This is a genomic window from Ancylobacter sp. 3268 (genome assembly GCF_031456575.1).
GTDB lineage: Bacteria > Pseudomonadota > Alphaproteobacteria > Rhizobiales > Xanthobacteraceae > Ancylobacter.
This window is the reverse complement of the sequence record NZ_JAVDUX010000007.1, coordinates 163,372-178,090: the sequence shown is the minus strand read 5'-3', so window position 1 is coordinate 178,090 and position 14,719 is coordinate 163,372. Positions and strand designations below refer to the sequence as shown.

At 70.4% G+C, this 14,719-nt stretch carries 10 protein-coding genes; 5 read left to right on the top strand and 5 right to left on the bottom strand.

Going from position 1 to position 14,719, the window contains the following annotated elements; genetic code table 11:
* Window positions 1-59 precede the first annotated feature (59 nt).
* The gene (locus tag J2X65_RS12320; RefSeq protein WP_310201338.1) at window positions 60-470 is read right to left on the bottom strand and encodes a DoxX family protein; all 411 of its coding nucleotides are present in this window, start codon (window positions 468-470) and stop codon (window positions 60-62) included.
* 111 nt (window positions 471-581) lie between these two features.
* Window positions 582-1,493 (bottom strand): LysR family transcriptional regulator, encoded by a 912-nt coding sequence (locus J2X65_RS12315; protein ID WP_310201336.1) that lies wholly within the window; start codon window positions 1,491-1,493, stop codon window positions 582-584.
* 172 nt (window positions 1,494-1,665) lie between these two features.
* Here J2X65_RS12315 and J2X65_RS12310 point away from each other — a divergent pair, with 172 nt between their 5' ends.
* The 5 genes from J2X65_RS12310 (at window position 1,666) to J2X65_RS12290 (ending at window position 9,076) form a co-directional block, all read left to right on the top strand.
* On the top strand, window positions 1,666-2,886 hold the full coding sequence (locus J2X65_RS12310; RefSeq protein ID WP_310201334.1) for a threonine ammonia-lyase: 1,221 nt from the start codon (window positions 1,666-1,668) through the stop codon (window positions 2,884-2,886).
* Window positions 2,887-3,141: 255 nt separating this feature from the next.
* On the top strand, window positions 3,142-4,209 hold the full coding sequence (locus tag J2X65_RS12305; RefSeq protein WP_310201332.1) for a TRAP transporter substrate-binding protein: 1,068 nt from the start codon (window positions 3,142-3,144) through the stop codon (window positions 4,207-4,209).
* 28 nt (window positions 4,210-4,237) lie between these two features.
* Entirely contained in the window at window positions 4,238-6,916 is a 2,679-nt protein-coding gene (locus J2X65_RS12300; RefSeq protein ID WP_310201330.1) for an EAL domain-containing protein, read from the top strand.
* The gene (locus J2X65_RS12295) at window positions 6,906-7,610 is read left to right on the top strand and encodes an amino acid ABC transporter ATP-binding protein (protein ID WP_310201484.1); all 705 of its coding nucleotides are present in this window, start codon (window positions 6,906-6,908) and stop codon (window positions 7,608-7,610) included. The genes J2X65_RS12300 and J2X65_RS12295 overlap by 11 nt, the downstream gene beginning before the upstream one ends.
* A gap of 377 nt (window positions 7,611-7,987) precedes the next feature.
* On the top strand, window positions 7,988-9,076 hold the full coding sequence (locus tag J2X65_RS12290; protein WP_310201327.1) for an MBL fold metallo-hydrolase: 1,089 nt from the start codon (window positions 7,988-7,990) through the stop codon (window positions 9,074-9,076).
* Window positions 9,077-9,152: 76 nt separating this feature from the next.
* On the opposite strand, the gene J2X65_RS12285 is transcribed toward J2X65_RS12290, so the two are convergent.
* The 3 genes from J2X65_RS12285 to J2X65_RS12275 form a co-directional block, all read right to left on the bottom strand.
* The gene (locus J2X65_RS12285; protein ID WP_310201325.1) at window positions 9,153-10,727 is read right to left on the bottom strand and encodes a TerC family protein; all 1,575 of its coding nucleotides are present in this window, start codon (window positions 10,725-10,727) and stop codon (window positions 9,153-9,155) included.
* Window positions 10,728-10,906: 179 nt separating this feature from the next.
* Window positions 10,907-13,531 (bottom strand): DNA-binding protein, encoded by a 2,625-nt coding sequence (locus J2X65_RS12280; RefSeq protein ID WP_310201323.1) that lies wholly within the window; start codon window positions 13,529-13,531, stop codon window positions 10,907-10,909.
* Window positions 13,528-14,658 carry a DNA repair exonuclease gene (locus tag J2X65_RS12275; RefSeq protein WP_310201321.1) on the bottom strand — a complete coding sequence of 377 codons (1,131 nt, stop codon included), beginning with the start codon at window positions 14,656-14,658 and terminating at the stop codon, window positions 13,528-13,530. The genes J2X65_RS12280 and J2X65_RS12275 overlap by 4 nt, the downstream gene beginning before the upstream one ends.
* Window positions 14,659-14,719: the final 61 nt, after the last annotated feature.

Sequence of the window (14,719 nt, the reverse complement as noted above, 5' to 3'; positions counted from 1 at the left end):
TCACAGCAGGTGGCCGCCGGCGGTTTGCCGGCGGCTTCATCGCATAGGGCGCGGCGGCGTCAGCGGGCAGCGGAGGTGGTTGGCTTCAGGGCCAGCGCGCCGTCGCCGCCGAGCGCCACCGCCAGCAGGCCGACAATCCACAGCGCCAGAAATTCCCAGCCGCCCTTCGGATTGGTGAAGAAGAAGCCGGCCGGGCCGTGCACGGTGAAGATGGCGCCGAGCAGGATCGGGATCAAAGCGAGGGCGGCGAGGCGCGGCCACAGGCCGAGGATCAGCGCGACGGCGCCGATGAGCTCCCAGGCGATGGTGACATAGGCGAGCCAGCCCGGCAGGCCCAGCGAGCCGAAGAAGCCGGCGGTGCCGGCCGGGGTGAACACGAAGATCTTCAGCCCGGCATGGGCGAGGAACAGGATGCCGAGCGCAAGGCGCAGCACGAGGACGGCATAAGGTGCCGTGCGCGTATCGATCATGACAGGGTCCTTTCAGGAGAAACGCAAATCTCCCCAACTCTGCACCTGTCTTGCCTGGATGATTATCCGCGCAAAGCGGCAATGTTTCCTTCCATATTGGAAACGGTGCGTCTACCAGCCTTCGTCCCAGGCCGGTTCGCCGCGGAAGCGCTCGACCAGGAAATCCACCAGCACCCGCACCTTGAGGGCGAGGTGTCGGCCCGACGGGTAGAGGGCGAACAGCCCGTGCGGCGCGGCCTCCGACGCCGCCAGCAGCCGCCGGACATCGCCGGCGCGGATATGCGGGCCGGCGATGAAGCTCGGCACATTGGCGATGCCGAGGCCGGCGGCGGCGGCGGCGAGGCAGGCCTCGCCGCTGGAGAAGCGCAGCCGGCCGGCGATTGCGATGTCGACGGCGCCGCCCGCCGGGTTGCGGAACCGCCAATTGTGCGGGTCGCGGAAATTGGTGTCGATGATGCAGTCGTGATCGGCGAGATCCTGCGGGCGAGCCGGCACGCCACGGGCGGCGAGATAGGAAGGGGAGGCCACCAGAACCACGCGGGCCTCGCAGAGCTTGCGGGCGACGAGGCTGCTGTCGACCGGCGTGCCGATGCGCACCGCGGCGTCGTAGCCCTCCTCGACCAGATCCACCACCCGGTCGGTAAAGCCGACATCGAGCCGGATCTCGGGATAGGCGCGGGCGAAATCGAGCAGCGCCGGGGTGAGCTGGATCGAGCCGAACGACATCGGCGCGGTGATCCGCAGCGTGCCCGCCGGGGTGCCGGAGGCGTTGCGTATCGCGGCATCGAGGGCGTCGAACTCCTCCAGCAGCGCCTTGACGCGGTGGTAATAGGCGGCGCCGACCTCGGTGGGGGCCAAGGCGCGGGTGGTGCGCTTGATAAGCTGCACCCCGAGATCGGCTTCCAGTCGCGACACCAGCTTGGAGGCCTGGCCGCTGCTGGTACCGAGACGACGGGCGGCGGCGGCGAAGCTGCCGAGATCGAGCACCGCCACCAGCATGCGGTCGCAATCCAGCCTTTCCATCAATGTCCTTCCGCTGCTAGACGCGAAGCGGCGCATTTCACCATGATCGCTGCCGGATTGGAATTTCTCAGGCGCGCCGGTACTTTCGCGAGCCGTGCTTTTGCACCCCTGTCGCCGCCGGCAGTAGCGGGATAGGTTGGGGATCGTCGGTGAGTGGGAGCAAGTAAGGCCCGTGACGTTTCCTGAACTCGGCCTCGGCGATGTCGAGGCGGCGGCCGCGCGCATCGCGGGTGCGGTGGCGTCGACACCGTTCGTGCACTCCGAAACCCTGTCGCAGAAGCTCGGCGCCGAGGTCTGGCTGAAATTTGAGAACCTGCAGTTCACCGCCTCCTTCAAGGAACGCGGCGCGCTCAACAAGCTGTTGTCGTTGTCGGACATCGACAAGGCGCGCGGCGTGATCGCGGCTTCCGCCGGCAACCATGCCCAGGGTGTCGCCTATCACGCCCGCCGCACCGGCGTGAGCGCCACCATCGTGATGCCGACCACCACCCCCAACCTCAAGGTGGAGCGGGTGCGCGAGCACGGCGCCCGCGTGGTGCTGCACGGCGCCGGCTTCGCCGAGGCCGCCGCCGAGATGATCCGGCTGGCGCGGGAGGAGGGGCGGACCATCGTCCACCCCTTCGACGATCCCGTCGTCATTGCTGGCCAGGGCACGGCGACGCTGGAGATGCTACGCGCGCAGCCGGCGCTCGACACCCTGGCCGTGCCGATCGGCGGCGGCGGGCTGATCGCCGGCGCCGCCGTGGTGGCGCGGGCGCTGTGCCCGGACCTGCGCATCGTCGGCGTGCAGTCGGAGATATTCCCAGGCATGGCACGGGCGCTCGGACGCTTCGCCGGCGAACCCGCGCCGGGTTCCTCCGTTGCCGAGGGCATCGCCGTCCTCGATCCCGGGCAGATCACCCGTGCCATCGTGCAGGCCGGCGTCGACGATATCGCGGTGGTGAGCGAGGATTCCATCGAAGAGGCCATCGCCTTGCTGCTCGGCATCGAGAAGACGCTGTGCGAGGGTGCCGGCGCCGCCGGCATCGCCGCCATGCTGGCGCGGCCGGAGCTGTTCGCCGGCCGCAAGGTGGGCGTGATCCTTTCCGGCGGCAATATCGACACCCGCGTGCTGGTGGCGGTGCTCCAGCGCCACCTCACCCGCGCCGGGCGCATGGTGCGCATTCGCGCCGAGCTGCCGGACCATCCGGGCGCGCTCGCCCGGCTCACCGCGGTGGTGGCGGCCGAGGGCGGCAACATCTACGAACTGCGCCACGAGCGGCTGGCGGCCGCGAGCCGGGCGAAGGAAAGTTCGGTCTCGCTCGATGTCGAGCTGCGCGATCCCTCCGACCTGCCGCGACTTCTGGAGAAGCTGGCGGCCGAGCAGTTCCGCGTGCGGCGCGACGAGTTCTGAGGCTCCGCCGGCCGCGCGCGTGAACGACGGTGATCTACGTCGGAAGTAGCTCGCGGACGGAACGCCCGGCAATTCGAACCAGGATGAACCCTTGAGACGCGTAGAATGGTCGCGCATCGCTATGACTTCTGGCCATGTGCAAACCAATCGTTTGACTATTCCGTGCATTCGCAATCGCGCATATTGTTGGAATATGCGCGCGAATTGCATGAAGGCAGGCACATGGCGGCGCGGCCGGATAGGCGTGGAGGGTTGATGGGCCTGCCGGGCAGCCTGTGGCGGCGATTGCCGCTCCTCTGCCTCGCATGGGTTCTGTGCATCGGCGCGGGCATGGCCGCCACCGATGGTCCTATCCGTCTGCAGATCGTCGGCGGGCTCGCAGGGATCACCCAGTTCAACAAGCTCGAGAAGCCTTTCTGGGAGAAGGAAATTGCCGAGCGGTCCGGCGGGCGCATCGCGGCGACCATCAAATCCTTCGACGCCGGCGGGCTGCGCGGCCAGGAGATGCTGCAGCTGATGCGCCTCGGCGTGGTGCCGTTCGGCACCGTGCTGCTGAGCATCGCCTCGGGGGATGACCCGGAGCTCAATGCCGTCGATCTGCCGGTGCTCAACCCCGACATGAAGACGCTGCGCCGCACGCTGGGTCTGTTCCGCGAGCATCTGGGCACGGTCCTGCGCACCCGCTACGGCATCGAGCTCCTGGCCGTCTATGCCTACCCGGCGCAGGTGCTCTATTGTGACAAGCCTTTCACCGGCCTCGACGACCTCGCCGGCCGCAAGGTGCGTACCTCGTCGATCGCCCAATTCGAGCTGATGACCGCGCTCAACGCGGTGCCGGTGGTGGTGCCCTTCGCCGAAATGACCAATGCGCTGCGCGACGGCGTGGTCGACTGTGCCATCACCGGGACGCTCAGCGGCTATGAGATCGGGCTCCCCAACGTCACCACCCATGTCCACGCCATGGCGATCAGCTGGGGGCTCTCCTTCTTCGGCGCCAATCTCGCCGCGTGGAAGGCGCTGCCGCCGGACGTGCAGGAGATCATCCGCACCGGTGTCGCCGATCTCGAACAGCGCATCTGGCGGCAGGCGGAAGCCGACACCGAGCGCGGCCTGGCCTGCAACACCGGCAAGGTCGCCTGCGCCGGCCCGCCGGAGCGGCCGATGACCCTGGTGCCGACCTCGCGCAGCGACGAGGCCCGCCGGACCCACCTGCTGCGCGAGGTCGTGCTGCCGCGTTGGATCGAACGATGCGGCGAAGGCTGCGTGAAGGCCTGGAACACCTATTTCGCCCCGACCCTCGCCATCGAAGCCAAGGCAAAGTGACTGTGCACGCTGCAGCCGATGGTGAACGATGATCCGGCACCGTCTTCAGCTGATCGTCATCATGGGGACGGTCCTCATCCTCCTGGTGATGGCCGTGGGCATGACCGTGCTGCTCGACCGCGGCGAACGCGGCGCGCTGAAGGCGGCGGAACTCTCGCTGGAGCGGGTGGCGCAGGCGGTCGAGAACACCCTGAACCGCCAGCTTCTCCAGGTTCACGGCGCGCTGGCCAGCCTGCCGACCCTGTTTGCCGCCGCCAATGTCTCGCCGCAGGCGCCGGAGATCGCCGACGAATTGCTCCGCGGCATCAATTTCCAGACCCTCGCCTATAATGATTTGCTGCTGGTCAATGCGGAGGGCCGGGTCGTGGCGTCCGCCCGCGAGCGCAGCCAGGGGCGCACGCTCCCCTTCGGCGCCCGCGAGTTCGGCAGCGGCCCGGCGGCCCTGATCGGTCCGGTCCGCAACCGCATCACCGGCGAATGGTCTCTCTACGTTTCCCGCACCGTCCCCGACTGGAAGAACGTCACCGCGGTCGCCGAGGTGCCGCTGCCCACGCTGATGGGGCTGCTCGGCGAAACCGGCATCGATCCGCGGATGCGCATCCAGCTGGAGCGGCCGAATGGCCAGCTCATCGCGGCCCTGCCGCATGACGAACTGCGCACGGGCGAGGTGAACCCCGCCGCGCTCGGCACCCAGGTGCCGGACGGCAAGGCGTTTCTGGTGGCCGGAGACGGCGGAGAAGGGAGCCGCCTCGCGGTGGTCCGGGCCTCGCTCTATGACGATGTGCGGCTGGTGCTCACCGCCAGCCGCCAGGCCATGCTGGAAGACTGGCAGCGGGATCGCGACCGCCTGGTGGTCGCGACCTTGCTGGCAGGCGCGATGCTGGTTGCCTCCGCCGGCGCGCTGCTGTTCGCGCTGCGCCAGCGCGAGCGCGCTGACGCCGAGCGCACGCGCGCCGCGAAGGTGCTGGTGAACGCCATCGAGGCGATGTCGGACGGTTTCGTCATGTGGGACGAGGAGGATCGGCTCGTCACCTGCAACCAGCGCTATCGCGACATCTACCCGCTGATCGCGCCTTTCCTGCTTCCGGGCGTGCGCTACGAGGACGTGATCCGCAAGGGCGTCGAGGTCGGGCAGTTTCCGGATGTGGGCGGCGACGCCGAGGCCTTCGTGGCCGAAATGGTCGACTGGCATCGCAGCGGCACCGGAACCATCGAGCGCCGGCTGGCGGACGGGCGCTGGATCCTCGTGCGCGAGCGGCGCACCGCCGATGGCGGCATCGTCGGCATCCGGACCGATGTCACCACCCTCAAGAACACGCTGGCCGAACTCGCCGAGGCCAATATGCGGGCGACCGAGGCGGCCGAGGAGGCGCAGCGGCAGAATGCGGCGCTGACCGAGCGCGAGAGCCGCATCCGCTTCCTCGCCCATCACGACGACCTGACCAGCCTGCCGAACCGGGTGCTGTTTCGCGAGCGGGCCGAGGCGGCGCTCCGCGCCACCGAGGGGCAGGGCATCCGCCTGGCCCTGCTTTATCTCGACCTCGATCGCTTCAAGGACGTCAACGATACGCTCGGGCACCCGGTCGGCGACGCGCTGCTGCGCGCCGCGGCCGAGCGGTTGCGGGGCTGCGTCGGCGATCCCGAACGGATCGCCCGGCTGGGCGGCGACGAATTCGCGGTGATCTGTTTCGCCCCGGCATCTTCGAGCGAGCCCGAACTGTTGAGCGCGCGCATCATCGAGGCGCTGAGCACGCCCTACAGCATCCTCGGCCACACCATCGCGATCAGCGTCAGCGTCGGCATCGCCCTGGCCGACGGAGCCGATGTCGACGCCGACGCCCTGCTCAAGCAGGCCGATCTCGCCTTGTATGAGGCGAAAGCGAAGGGGCGGGGCACCTACCGCATCTTCGCGCCGGAGATGGACGCGCATCTGCGCGCCCGGCTGGAGATGGAGGCGGATCTGCGCCAGGCGTTGGACGCGCAGCAATTCGAGATCGTCTACCAGCCGATCTACGAGCTCGCGACCTCGCAGCTGCGTGGCTTCGAGGCGCTCTTGCGCTGGACGCACCCGCAGCGCGGCGCCATCTGCCCGGCCCGCTTCATCCCACTGGCCGAAGAGACCGGACTGATCGTCGATATCGGCGCCTGGGTGCTGCGCCGCGCCTGTGCCGACATCATGCTGCTGCCGGGCGACCTGAAGGCCGCAGTCAACATCTCGCCGGTACAGCTGGCCTTTGGCGACATCGTCGAAACCGTGAGCGAGGTGCTGCGCGAGAGTGGATTGGACCCCGGCCGGCTGGAACTGGAGATCACCGAGACCGCGCTCTTCGCCGACAACCAGCGCAATCTCGATGTGCTGCGGCGTCTGCGGGCGCTCGGCGTGCGGATCGTGCTCGACGATTTCGGCACCGGCTATTCCAGCCTGAGCCATCTGCGCCTGTTCCCGCTCGACAAGATCAAGATCGATCGCTCCTTCGTGCAGGAGATGACGCATCGGCTCGACAGCGCCGCGATCGTCGACGCCCTCGCCGCGCTGGCGCTGCGGCTCAACATGACCACCACCGCCGAGGGCATCGAGACCGCCGAGCAATTGGAGGTCGCCCGGCGGGTCGGCTGCACGGAGGGGCAGGGGTATTATCTCGGGCATCCGAAGCCGATCCGCTTCGCCTTCGCCGCGGCGGTGCGGCCGTTGCAACATCTCGCCTGACGCGCGCGAGCGCGAGGGCGGGGTGACGGCGCTGATCGGCCCTTCCGGCTCCGGCAAGTCGACGCTGCTGCGCTGCGTGAACCTGCTGGAAATTCCCGAGGCCGGGGAACTCGTCATCGGCGAGGCGGCGGTGCGCTTCACCGGCCGCGCGCCCAACCGCGAGGCGGTGCGGCGCGTCCGCCGCCAGACCGGCATGGTGTTCCAGAATTTCCAGCTGTTCCCGCACCGTACCGCGCTCGGCAATGTGATGGAGAGCCTCCTCGTCGTGCTCAAATGGCCGGAGGACAAGGCGCGGGCCCGCGCGCTCGAATTGCTCGACAAGGTCGGGCTGGCGGACAAGGTGGAGGCCTGGCCGGCGCAGCTTTCCGGCGGGCAGCAGCAGCGCGTCGCCATCGCCCGCGCGCTCGCCTCCTCGCCGCGGGTGCTGCTCTGCGACGAGCCGACCTCGGCGCTCGATCCGGAATTGTCGCTGGAGGTGGTGGAGGTGCTGGCGCAACTCGCCCGCGAGGGCACCACCATGCTGATCGCCACCCACGATCTGCGGCTCGCCGCGCGGGTGGCACAGGAGGCCATGCTGCTGGACGCCGGCGAGGTGGTGGAAAGCGGGCCGGCGGCGCAACTCTTCACCAGCCCGCGGCAGGAGCGCACCGCGCGCTTCATCGCCACGCTGGGACATCCGGTCATCGCCGTCTGACGGGCCGGGCGCGCGGCGGGCGCGGCGCGGCGGCAAGGGACGGCGGCGTGCCCGGCGCCGTTGACCACATCTCGCCGGCCGCCAGGGAAGGCGTTCGAGATGTGCGGTCGCGACGAAGACGGCGGGCAGGGCGCGATCGGCTGGGTGGCGGGGTAAGCGCCGATCGTGGCGGGGCTCTTGCCGGCTTCATCTGGCGGCAGTTCGTGCAGGGCTCGAGGGGCACGGCATGAACATGAGCTTCATCGCCCATGAGCTCCATCGCCATGAGCTCCATCGCCCACCAGGTTTATCGCCATCGTGCTGACGACGTTGATCCCCATGCTGCCTATCGCGGCGCTGCGGCGCTTCGCCGGCGCGCGCTTCACAGGACGGCACCGATGAAACGTCTCGTCGCACTGTCGGGGTGGGGGATGAAGGGGCCGGCCTGTTTCCTCCTCGACATCGGAGGCCGGCGTTTCCTGCTCGATCTGGGCGAGGGGCCGGATGCCGGGCGGCGGCCGTCTCTGCGCGGCGTGGCAGATGTCGACGCCATACTGATCTCGCACGGCCATGCCGACCATGTCGGTGCGCTCGACCTGGCGCGCGGGATCGGCGACCCGCCGGTCTATGCCACCGCACCGGTGCGGGCGCTGGCCGGCGACGACCGGCTGCGGCAGGCGCGCGACCTGCCTTTCGGCGGCGCCACGCGGATCGCCGGGATCGATATCGAGACCGGCCCGGCCGGGCACGCACCCGGGGCAGTGTGGATGCGGATCGGTGGGGCGGAAGGCCTTGTCTACACCGGTGACTATTCCGCCGAGAGCGCGCTGTTCCCCTCCGTGCCGCCGCCGCCGGCCGCGGCGCTGGTGTGCGACGCCAGCTACGGCGACGCCGGGGAGTTGCTCGACCGGCAGAGGCGCGACCTGGTGGCGCGGGTGCAGCGGCGGCCGCTGCTGCTGCCGGCACCGGCGGCCGGGCGGGCGCTGGAGATGGCCCTGGCGTTCCAGCGCGCCGGGGTGCCGGTCTCGCTCTGTGCCGATACGCGGGCGGTCGCCGAGGCGATGGCGCGGCATCCCTCCGCCGCCGTGCCGTCTGTCGCCGGCTGGCCGGCGCAAGTGCTGGAGGCGACCGGGCTGCTGACGGCCGATAGTCCGGCGACCGGGGCGATGATCGTTGCCGGGGCGCAGGCCGAGCGCGGCCTTTCCGCCGCCCTGTGCCGTCGCTTCGCCTCGACGGGCGAGGCGGAGATCGTCTTCACCGGCCATGTCGCGGAGGGATCGGGTGCCGAGCGCCTCGTTGCGTCGGAGCAGGCGACGGTGCGGCGCTGGAATGTGCACCCGACCCGCGACGGGCTTCGCGAACTCGCGGCGGCGGTGGCGCCGGCAGTGATGCTGCCGGCCTTCCTGCCGCAGGCGCGCCTCGGCGCGCTGGCGGGTCTGTTCCCCGGCCTGCGCCTCGCCACCGAGCAGCCGGGGATCTCCTGGTAGGGGCCGGTGGCGGCTGGCCTTCCGATCCTGCGCATTTTCTTTGCGCGAACCGCGACCTTCTTCGCTCGGAAATGCTTTAGGCGACCGCGTCGGCACCGGCGACCGGGCCGGCGCGCAGCCGGTCGATCCGGTGCCCCTTGAGCGCCAGCACCTCGAACCGCCAGCCGCGCCACTCCACCGCCTCGCCGATGGACGGGAGATGGCCGAAGCGCTCCAGCACGAAGCCCGCCAGCGTCTCGAAATCGTCGCCCTCTTCCCGCAGCTCGGCCAGGCCGAGCGTGCGTTCCGCCTCATCGATCGGCATGCGGGCATCGAGCAGCCAGGAGCCATCCGCCTGCCGTACCGCATAGGGGGTCTCCTCGCCGGCAAGCTCGGGCAGATCGCCGGCGATGGCGACCAGGATGTCGGTGGGGGTGACGATGCCCTCGAAGGTGCCATGCTCGTCCACCACCACCGCCATATGCACCGGGGAGGTCTTGAACTGTTCGAGCAGGCGCAGGATCGGCAGCGTCTCGGCGATGTAGAGCGGCTGGCGCAGCACCGCTTCGATATCGAGCCGGCCGTCGGCGTCCTGCTGTGCCAGAAGATCCTTGGCATGGGCGACGCCGAGCACCTCGTCGATCTCTCCCCGGCAGACCGGGAAGCGCGAGCGCCCGCTGCGGCGAATTTCGTCGAGGAGAACGTCCGGCGGGTCATCGACGTCCAGCCACACCGTGTCGACCCGCGGCACCATGATCGCCCGTACCGGACGCTCGGCCAGGGTGAGGACGCGCTCGATCATCGCGCTTTCCTGCGGGCTGAAGGCGCCGGCTTCGCCCATGGTGGAGGCGATGACGGCGATCTCGTCCGAGGTCTGCGGCGCGCTCTCGCCGCCGCGTAGCAGGCGCAGCACCGCGCGGGAGGTGCGGTCGCGCAGGTCCATGGTGGTGATGCGCCGGCGCACATTGCGCCGGCCGATCTGGTTGGCCGCCTCGATGAGAATGGAGAAGCAGATGGCGGCGTAGAGATAGCCCTTGGGGATGTGGAAGCCGAGGCCCTCGACGATGAGGCTGAAGCCGATCATCAGCAGGAAGCCGAGGCACAGGATGACGACGGTGGGATGCCGGCTGACGAAGCTCATCAGCGGCCGGCTCGCCAGCATCATCACCGCCACGGCGACGACCACGGCGATCATCATGATCGACAGTTCGCGCACCATGCCGACCGCGGTGATCACGCTGTCGAGCGAGAACACCGCGTCGAGCACCACGATCTGCACGATCACCTGCCAGAACACGGCATGGACCGGGCTGGCATGCCCGGTCTCGCTGCCGCCTTCCAGCCGCTCGTGCAGCTCGGTGGTGCCCTTGAACAGGAGGAACAGGCCGCCGACGATGAGAATGACGTCGCGCCAGGAGATCTCGCTGCCGAGCACGGTGAACAGCGGATAGGTAAGCGTGACGATCCACGACACCGAGGCCAGCAGGGCAAGGCGCATGAACAGCGCTAGCGACAGGCCGAGAATGCGCGCCTTGTCGCGCTGATGCGGTGGCAGCTTGTCGGCGAGAATGGCAATGAAGACGAGATTGTCGATACCGAGAACGATCTCAAGAACGATCAGCGTCGCCAGGCCAGCCCAGGCGGCGGGATCGGCAATCCACTCAAACAACATGGGTCCTTTTCCGAACAGGAATCGATTCCAGCGTACAAGGGCACGGGAGTTGCCGCAGCGGGAAGACAAGCGTCTTCACGAATGCGTGGACCCCAACCCCGGCGCCGTGCCGATGGCCGCGCAAGACTACCACCGAGCCCGGCGCCGTCCACACGCCGTCGATCCGCGGCGTGCGTGCCCTAGGCCGGCTCCGGCTGCCAGGGCTGCATGCGCAGCACGTTGCCGCCGAGCTTCGAGAAGGCGCGCTGGCGGCAGGAGAACACGATGATCTGCTGCTCGCGCGCCTGCCGGTGCAGGGCATCGAACATGCGCTCGATGCGGTCGTCGTCGGAATAGACCAGGGCATCGTCGAGGATCACCGGCGCCGGGCGGCCGTCGCGGGCGAGCAGCCGGGCGAAGGCGAGGCGGGTGAGCACGGAGAGCTGCTCGCGCATGCCGCCCGAGAGCCGGTCCACCTCCTCGTCCTGGCCATTGCGGCGCACCATCTGCGGCAGCAGCGTCTTCTCGTCGAAGGTGATGGAGATGTCGTCGAAGAGCAGGCCGAGCAGCGGCTTCAATTCGGCCAGCACCGGCTGGAGATAGAGGTCGCGTGCGGCGGAACGGGAGGCCTGCAGAGCCTCGCGCAGCCGGTCGAGCACCGCAACCTCGGTCTCGAAGGCGGAGACGCGGGCTTCGGCGGCCTGGAGGGCGTCGCGCGTCTCCTGCCAGGCTTCCTCCACCGCATCGTCGGAGCGGGTGCGGATCTGGCCGTTGAGGTCGGCGAGGGTGACGTTCAGCCGGCTTTCTTCCTCACCGGCCGCATCCTCGACCGATCTTGCCCGGCGGAGGACGGCCTCCGCCGAGGCGAGGTCGGGAGCCGCCGCGCGGAGTTCTTCCGCATGGGCGGCGGCGGCCTCGAAGGCGGTCTGTCGGTCGGCATGCGCGGCGGCGAGGCCCCGCTCCCGCGCCGTGCGCTCGGCTTGCGGGCCGAGCAGCGCGTCAAGGCGGGCGCGTTCGCCGGTGAGCGTGGCATAGGCGGTTTCCGCCTGCACCACCGCATCGCCCGCCCGGCCCTGCAAGGGCTGCACCTCGCGGGCGGCGGCACGGGCGGCCTTGACCTGTTCGGCCGCAGCGGCAAGGGCCGTACGTGTTGCATCGGGATCCGCCTTGAGCTCCAGCGCGTCGGGCAGCACGGCGGCGCGACGCGCCACCTCCTCGCGCAGCTTGGGCAGACCCTCCGGGGCGAGATGGCGCAACTCCTGGCGCAGGCGGTCGTGCTCGGCGGCCTTTTCCTGAGCCTCGACCTGCCGGCGGCGGGCGGCGGCGATGTCGGAAACCCCGAGGGTCTGCAGCAGTTCGGCGCGGCTGCGCTCGGCGGTTCGGCGGGCATTGTCGGCGCCGGCAGGCCGGTTGGAGCGGACGGTAAGGGCGCCGATGCCGGGCAGCGTCAGCCGCACGGCATCGCGAATGCCGCGCTCCTCCGCCTCCGGCAGCGGCACGCCGTCGAGGAGAACCGGGGCGGCGCCGGCCTCATAGGCGATGCGCAGCGAGGGCAGGCCGGCCTCTTCGGCGGCGCGCAGCCGGGCGATCTCGATCTCGAGGCGTTGCAACTGCTCGATGCCTTCGGCGGGGATGGCGAGCAGGGCATGCGCCGCCTGGCATTGTTCCATCGCGGTACGGGCGGTTTCCGCCTGTTGCAGGCGACCGCGCAGGGCTTCCAGTTCCGCCGCCGCCCGCCGGGCCGCCAGGGCGGCGTCGAGCCGGGCCAGCAAGTCGCGGGCCTCCTGCTCCTGCCCCTCCGCCGCATGAACCGCGGCGGTGGCGGCGTCGATGGCGGCAGCGGCGTCGCGGCGGCGGTCCTGCGCCTCCGCACGGCGGGCCTCTGCGACGACCATCTCGGCGTGCAGGCGTCCGGCGCGGTCCAGCGCCTCGCGAAAGGTGGTGAGTTCGCGCTCGGCGGCGTCGCGGCGGTTGCGCGCCAGGGCGGCTTCCGCCTCGGCAGCCTTCAGCTTCTCAGCGTGCGCCTTGGCGCTCTCCAGGGCGGTCGTGGCCTTGGCCACCGCGGCGCGGCGGGCTGCCTTCTCCTCGGCATCGCCGAGTTCGGAGAGGCGCTTCAGCGTGGTGGTGCGACGGTCGAGCGCGTCGCGGAGCGCCTTCACATCGGCCTCGAGACGCTGCTCCTCGGCGGCGAGGCGGTCGCGCTCCTCCACCGCCTTGAGATACGGGCCGCCAGCCTTCGGCCGCAGCCGGGAGGTGGCGAGCCGGTCCAGCTCCGCCTCGCAGGCGGCCATGATCTCCGACATGCGCCGGCCGCCGGTGATCGCCTCGACCTCGCCCTGCACCGAGGTGAGCAGGCTCTCGCGAACCTGCCGCTCGTCCTCGTCCTCCTTGCGCTTCTCCAGACCGGTATTGCCCTGACGTACCCAGAGCAGACCCGCGGGGCCGGCGGTGCCGCCACGGATCAGGTCGGCGATGAAGCGCTCGGCTTCGTCCGCCTGCGCGACGAGGCGGCCGGTGCCGAGATCGACGACGCTGGCGCGCTTGCCGCCGATGAACTGCTTGGTGAGGCGGAACCGGCCTTCCGGCACCACGATGTCGGCCTCCACCAGCGGATGGCCGCCGCTATAGGGCTGGAGGCGGCGTACATCCTTCGGCGTGCCGGTGTGCGGCTGGAAGAACAGCGCGTGCAAGGCCTCGAAGCTCGTCGACTTGCCGAACTCATTGGCGGCGCACAGTACGTTGACGCCATCACCGATGCCCTCGATGGCGACGCCCTGCCGGGCGAAGCGCTTGACGTTGAAAAGCCGCAGCGCCGCGATCTTCATGTGCCGGCGTGCTGGCTGAGCGAGAACAGCCGCGCGAGCGCCGCGCGGGCGATGGCGCGCTCGCTGGCGGGGCGGGTCTCGTCGAGGCTCTCGGCGCGTAGCGTCTCCGCCGCGTCGCGCAGCGCGCCGGCACGGTCGATGAGGTCGAGGTCGCCGGGCTCGACATCGGTGGCGAGGGCGGAATCGTCGAGCTCCAGCCGGGCGAATTCCGGCGCGGCATGGGCGACGGCGGCGGCCAGCGCGGTGCGCGTGGACAGGCTGGCGCGGCCGGAGGCGAGGATCCGTGCCAGCGTCTGCCGGCGGGCGGCGCCGGGCGGCAACAGGTCGGCGAGCCTGCCTGCGCTGTCGTCGCCGGAGAGCAGATGCAGCGGCAGGGAGCGCCAGGCGAAGCTCGCGGTCTCGACCGGGATCACCTCCGGCGGCGCGGCAGGGGCGGAAAGGCTGACGAGGAGCGCCTCGCCCGGACGGTCGTGCTTGAAGCGGTCGGGCTCCGGGGTGCCGCTGTAGCGGGTGCGGGCGTCGACCTCCACCGCGCCGTGCCAGTCGCCGAGCGCGAGATAGGCGAGGCCGGCACGGGCGGCGCGGTCGGGCGCCAGCACGTCGAGGCCTATGCCTTCCTCCGAGAAGTCGCGGATGGCGCCATGGGCGAGGCCGAGGCGCAGCGCGCCCTCCGGCGTCGGCGCGGCGTCCATCCATTCGGTGAGGTCGCGGCCGGGGCGGCGGGCGGTGCAGGGGGCGGGCAGCAGCACCACACCGGGCGCCAGCGCGATGGGGGCCGGCTCGGCGGCGATGACGACGTTGGGCGGCGCCTCGGCGCGGACGGCGCTCCACAGCTGGCTCGCCTGCAGGGAATCGTGGTTGCCGGGCAGCAGCACCCATCGCAGCGGGGCGTGATGGCCCATCTCGGCAAGCGCCTGGCGGCGGATGTCGGGGGTAGGGGTCTCGGTGTCGAAGCTATCGCCGGCGAGCAGGACGGTACCGGCACCGTGCTCGCGGGTGCGGGCGGCGAGCCGGGCGAGCACGGTGTGGCGGGCGTCGCGCAGGCGGCCGCGCAGGTTCTCGTCGGCGATGTTGCCGAAGCGCTTGCCCAGATGCAGGTCGCTGGAATGGAGGAAGCGGAAGCTCATGCGAGACCTGGCCGATTCCATGTCCGGCGCCGGGGCGGGCCCGCCCGTCGGCGCTCGGAGG

What these genes read in the sequence shown, in the direction of transcription:
- J2X65_RS12280 (WP_310201323.1), bottom strand. Translation starts at nt 13,531, where the DNA reads ATGAAGATCGCGGCGCTGCGGCTTTTCAACGTCAAGCGCTTCGCCCGG.
- J2X65_RS12285 (WP_310201325.1), bottom strand. Translation starts at nt 10,727, where the DNA reads ATGTTGTTTGAGTGGATTGCCGATCCCGCCGCCTGGGCTGGCCTGGCG.
- J2X65_RS12305 (WP_310201332.1), top strand. Translation starts at nt 3,142, where the DNA reads ATGGGCCTGCCGGGCAGCCTGTGGCGGCGATTGCCGCTCCTCTGCCTC.
- J2X65_RS12320 (WP_310201338.1), bottom strand. Translation starts at nt 470, where the DNA reads ATGATCGATACGCGCACGGCACCTTATGCCGTCCTCGTGCTGCGCCTT.
- J2X65_RS12275 (WP_310201321.1), bottom strand. Translation starts at nt 14,658, where the DNA reads ATGAGCTTCCGCTTCCTCCATTCCAGCGACCTGCATCTGGGCAAGCGC.
- J2X65_RS12290 (WP_310201327.1), top strand. Translation starts at nt 7,988, where the DNA reads ATGAAACGTCTCGTCGCACTGTCGGGGTGGGGGATGAAGGGGCCGGCC.
- J2X65_RS12300 (WP_310201330.1), top strand. Translation starts at nt 4,238, where the DNA reads ATGATCCGGCACCGTCTTCAGCTGATCGTCATCATGGGGACGGTCCTC.
- J2X65_RS12315 (WP_310201336.1), bottom strand. Translation starts at nt 1,493, where the DNA reads ATGGAAAGGCTGGATTGCGACCGCATGCTGGTGGCGGTGCTCGATCTC.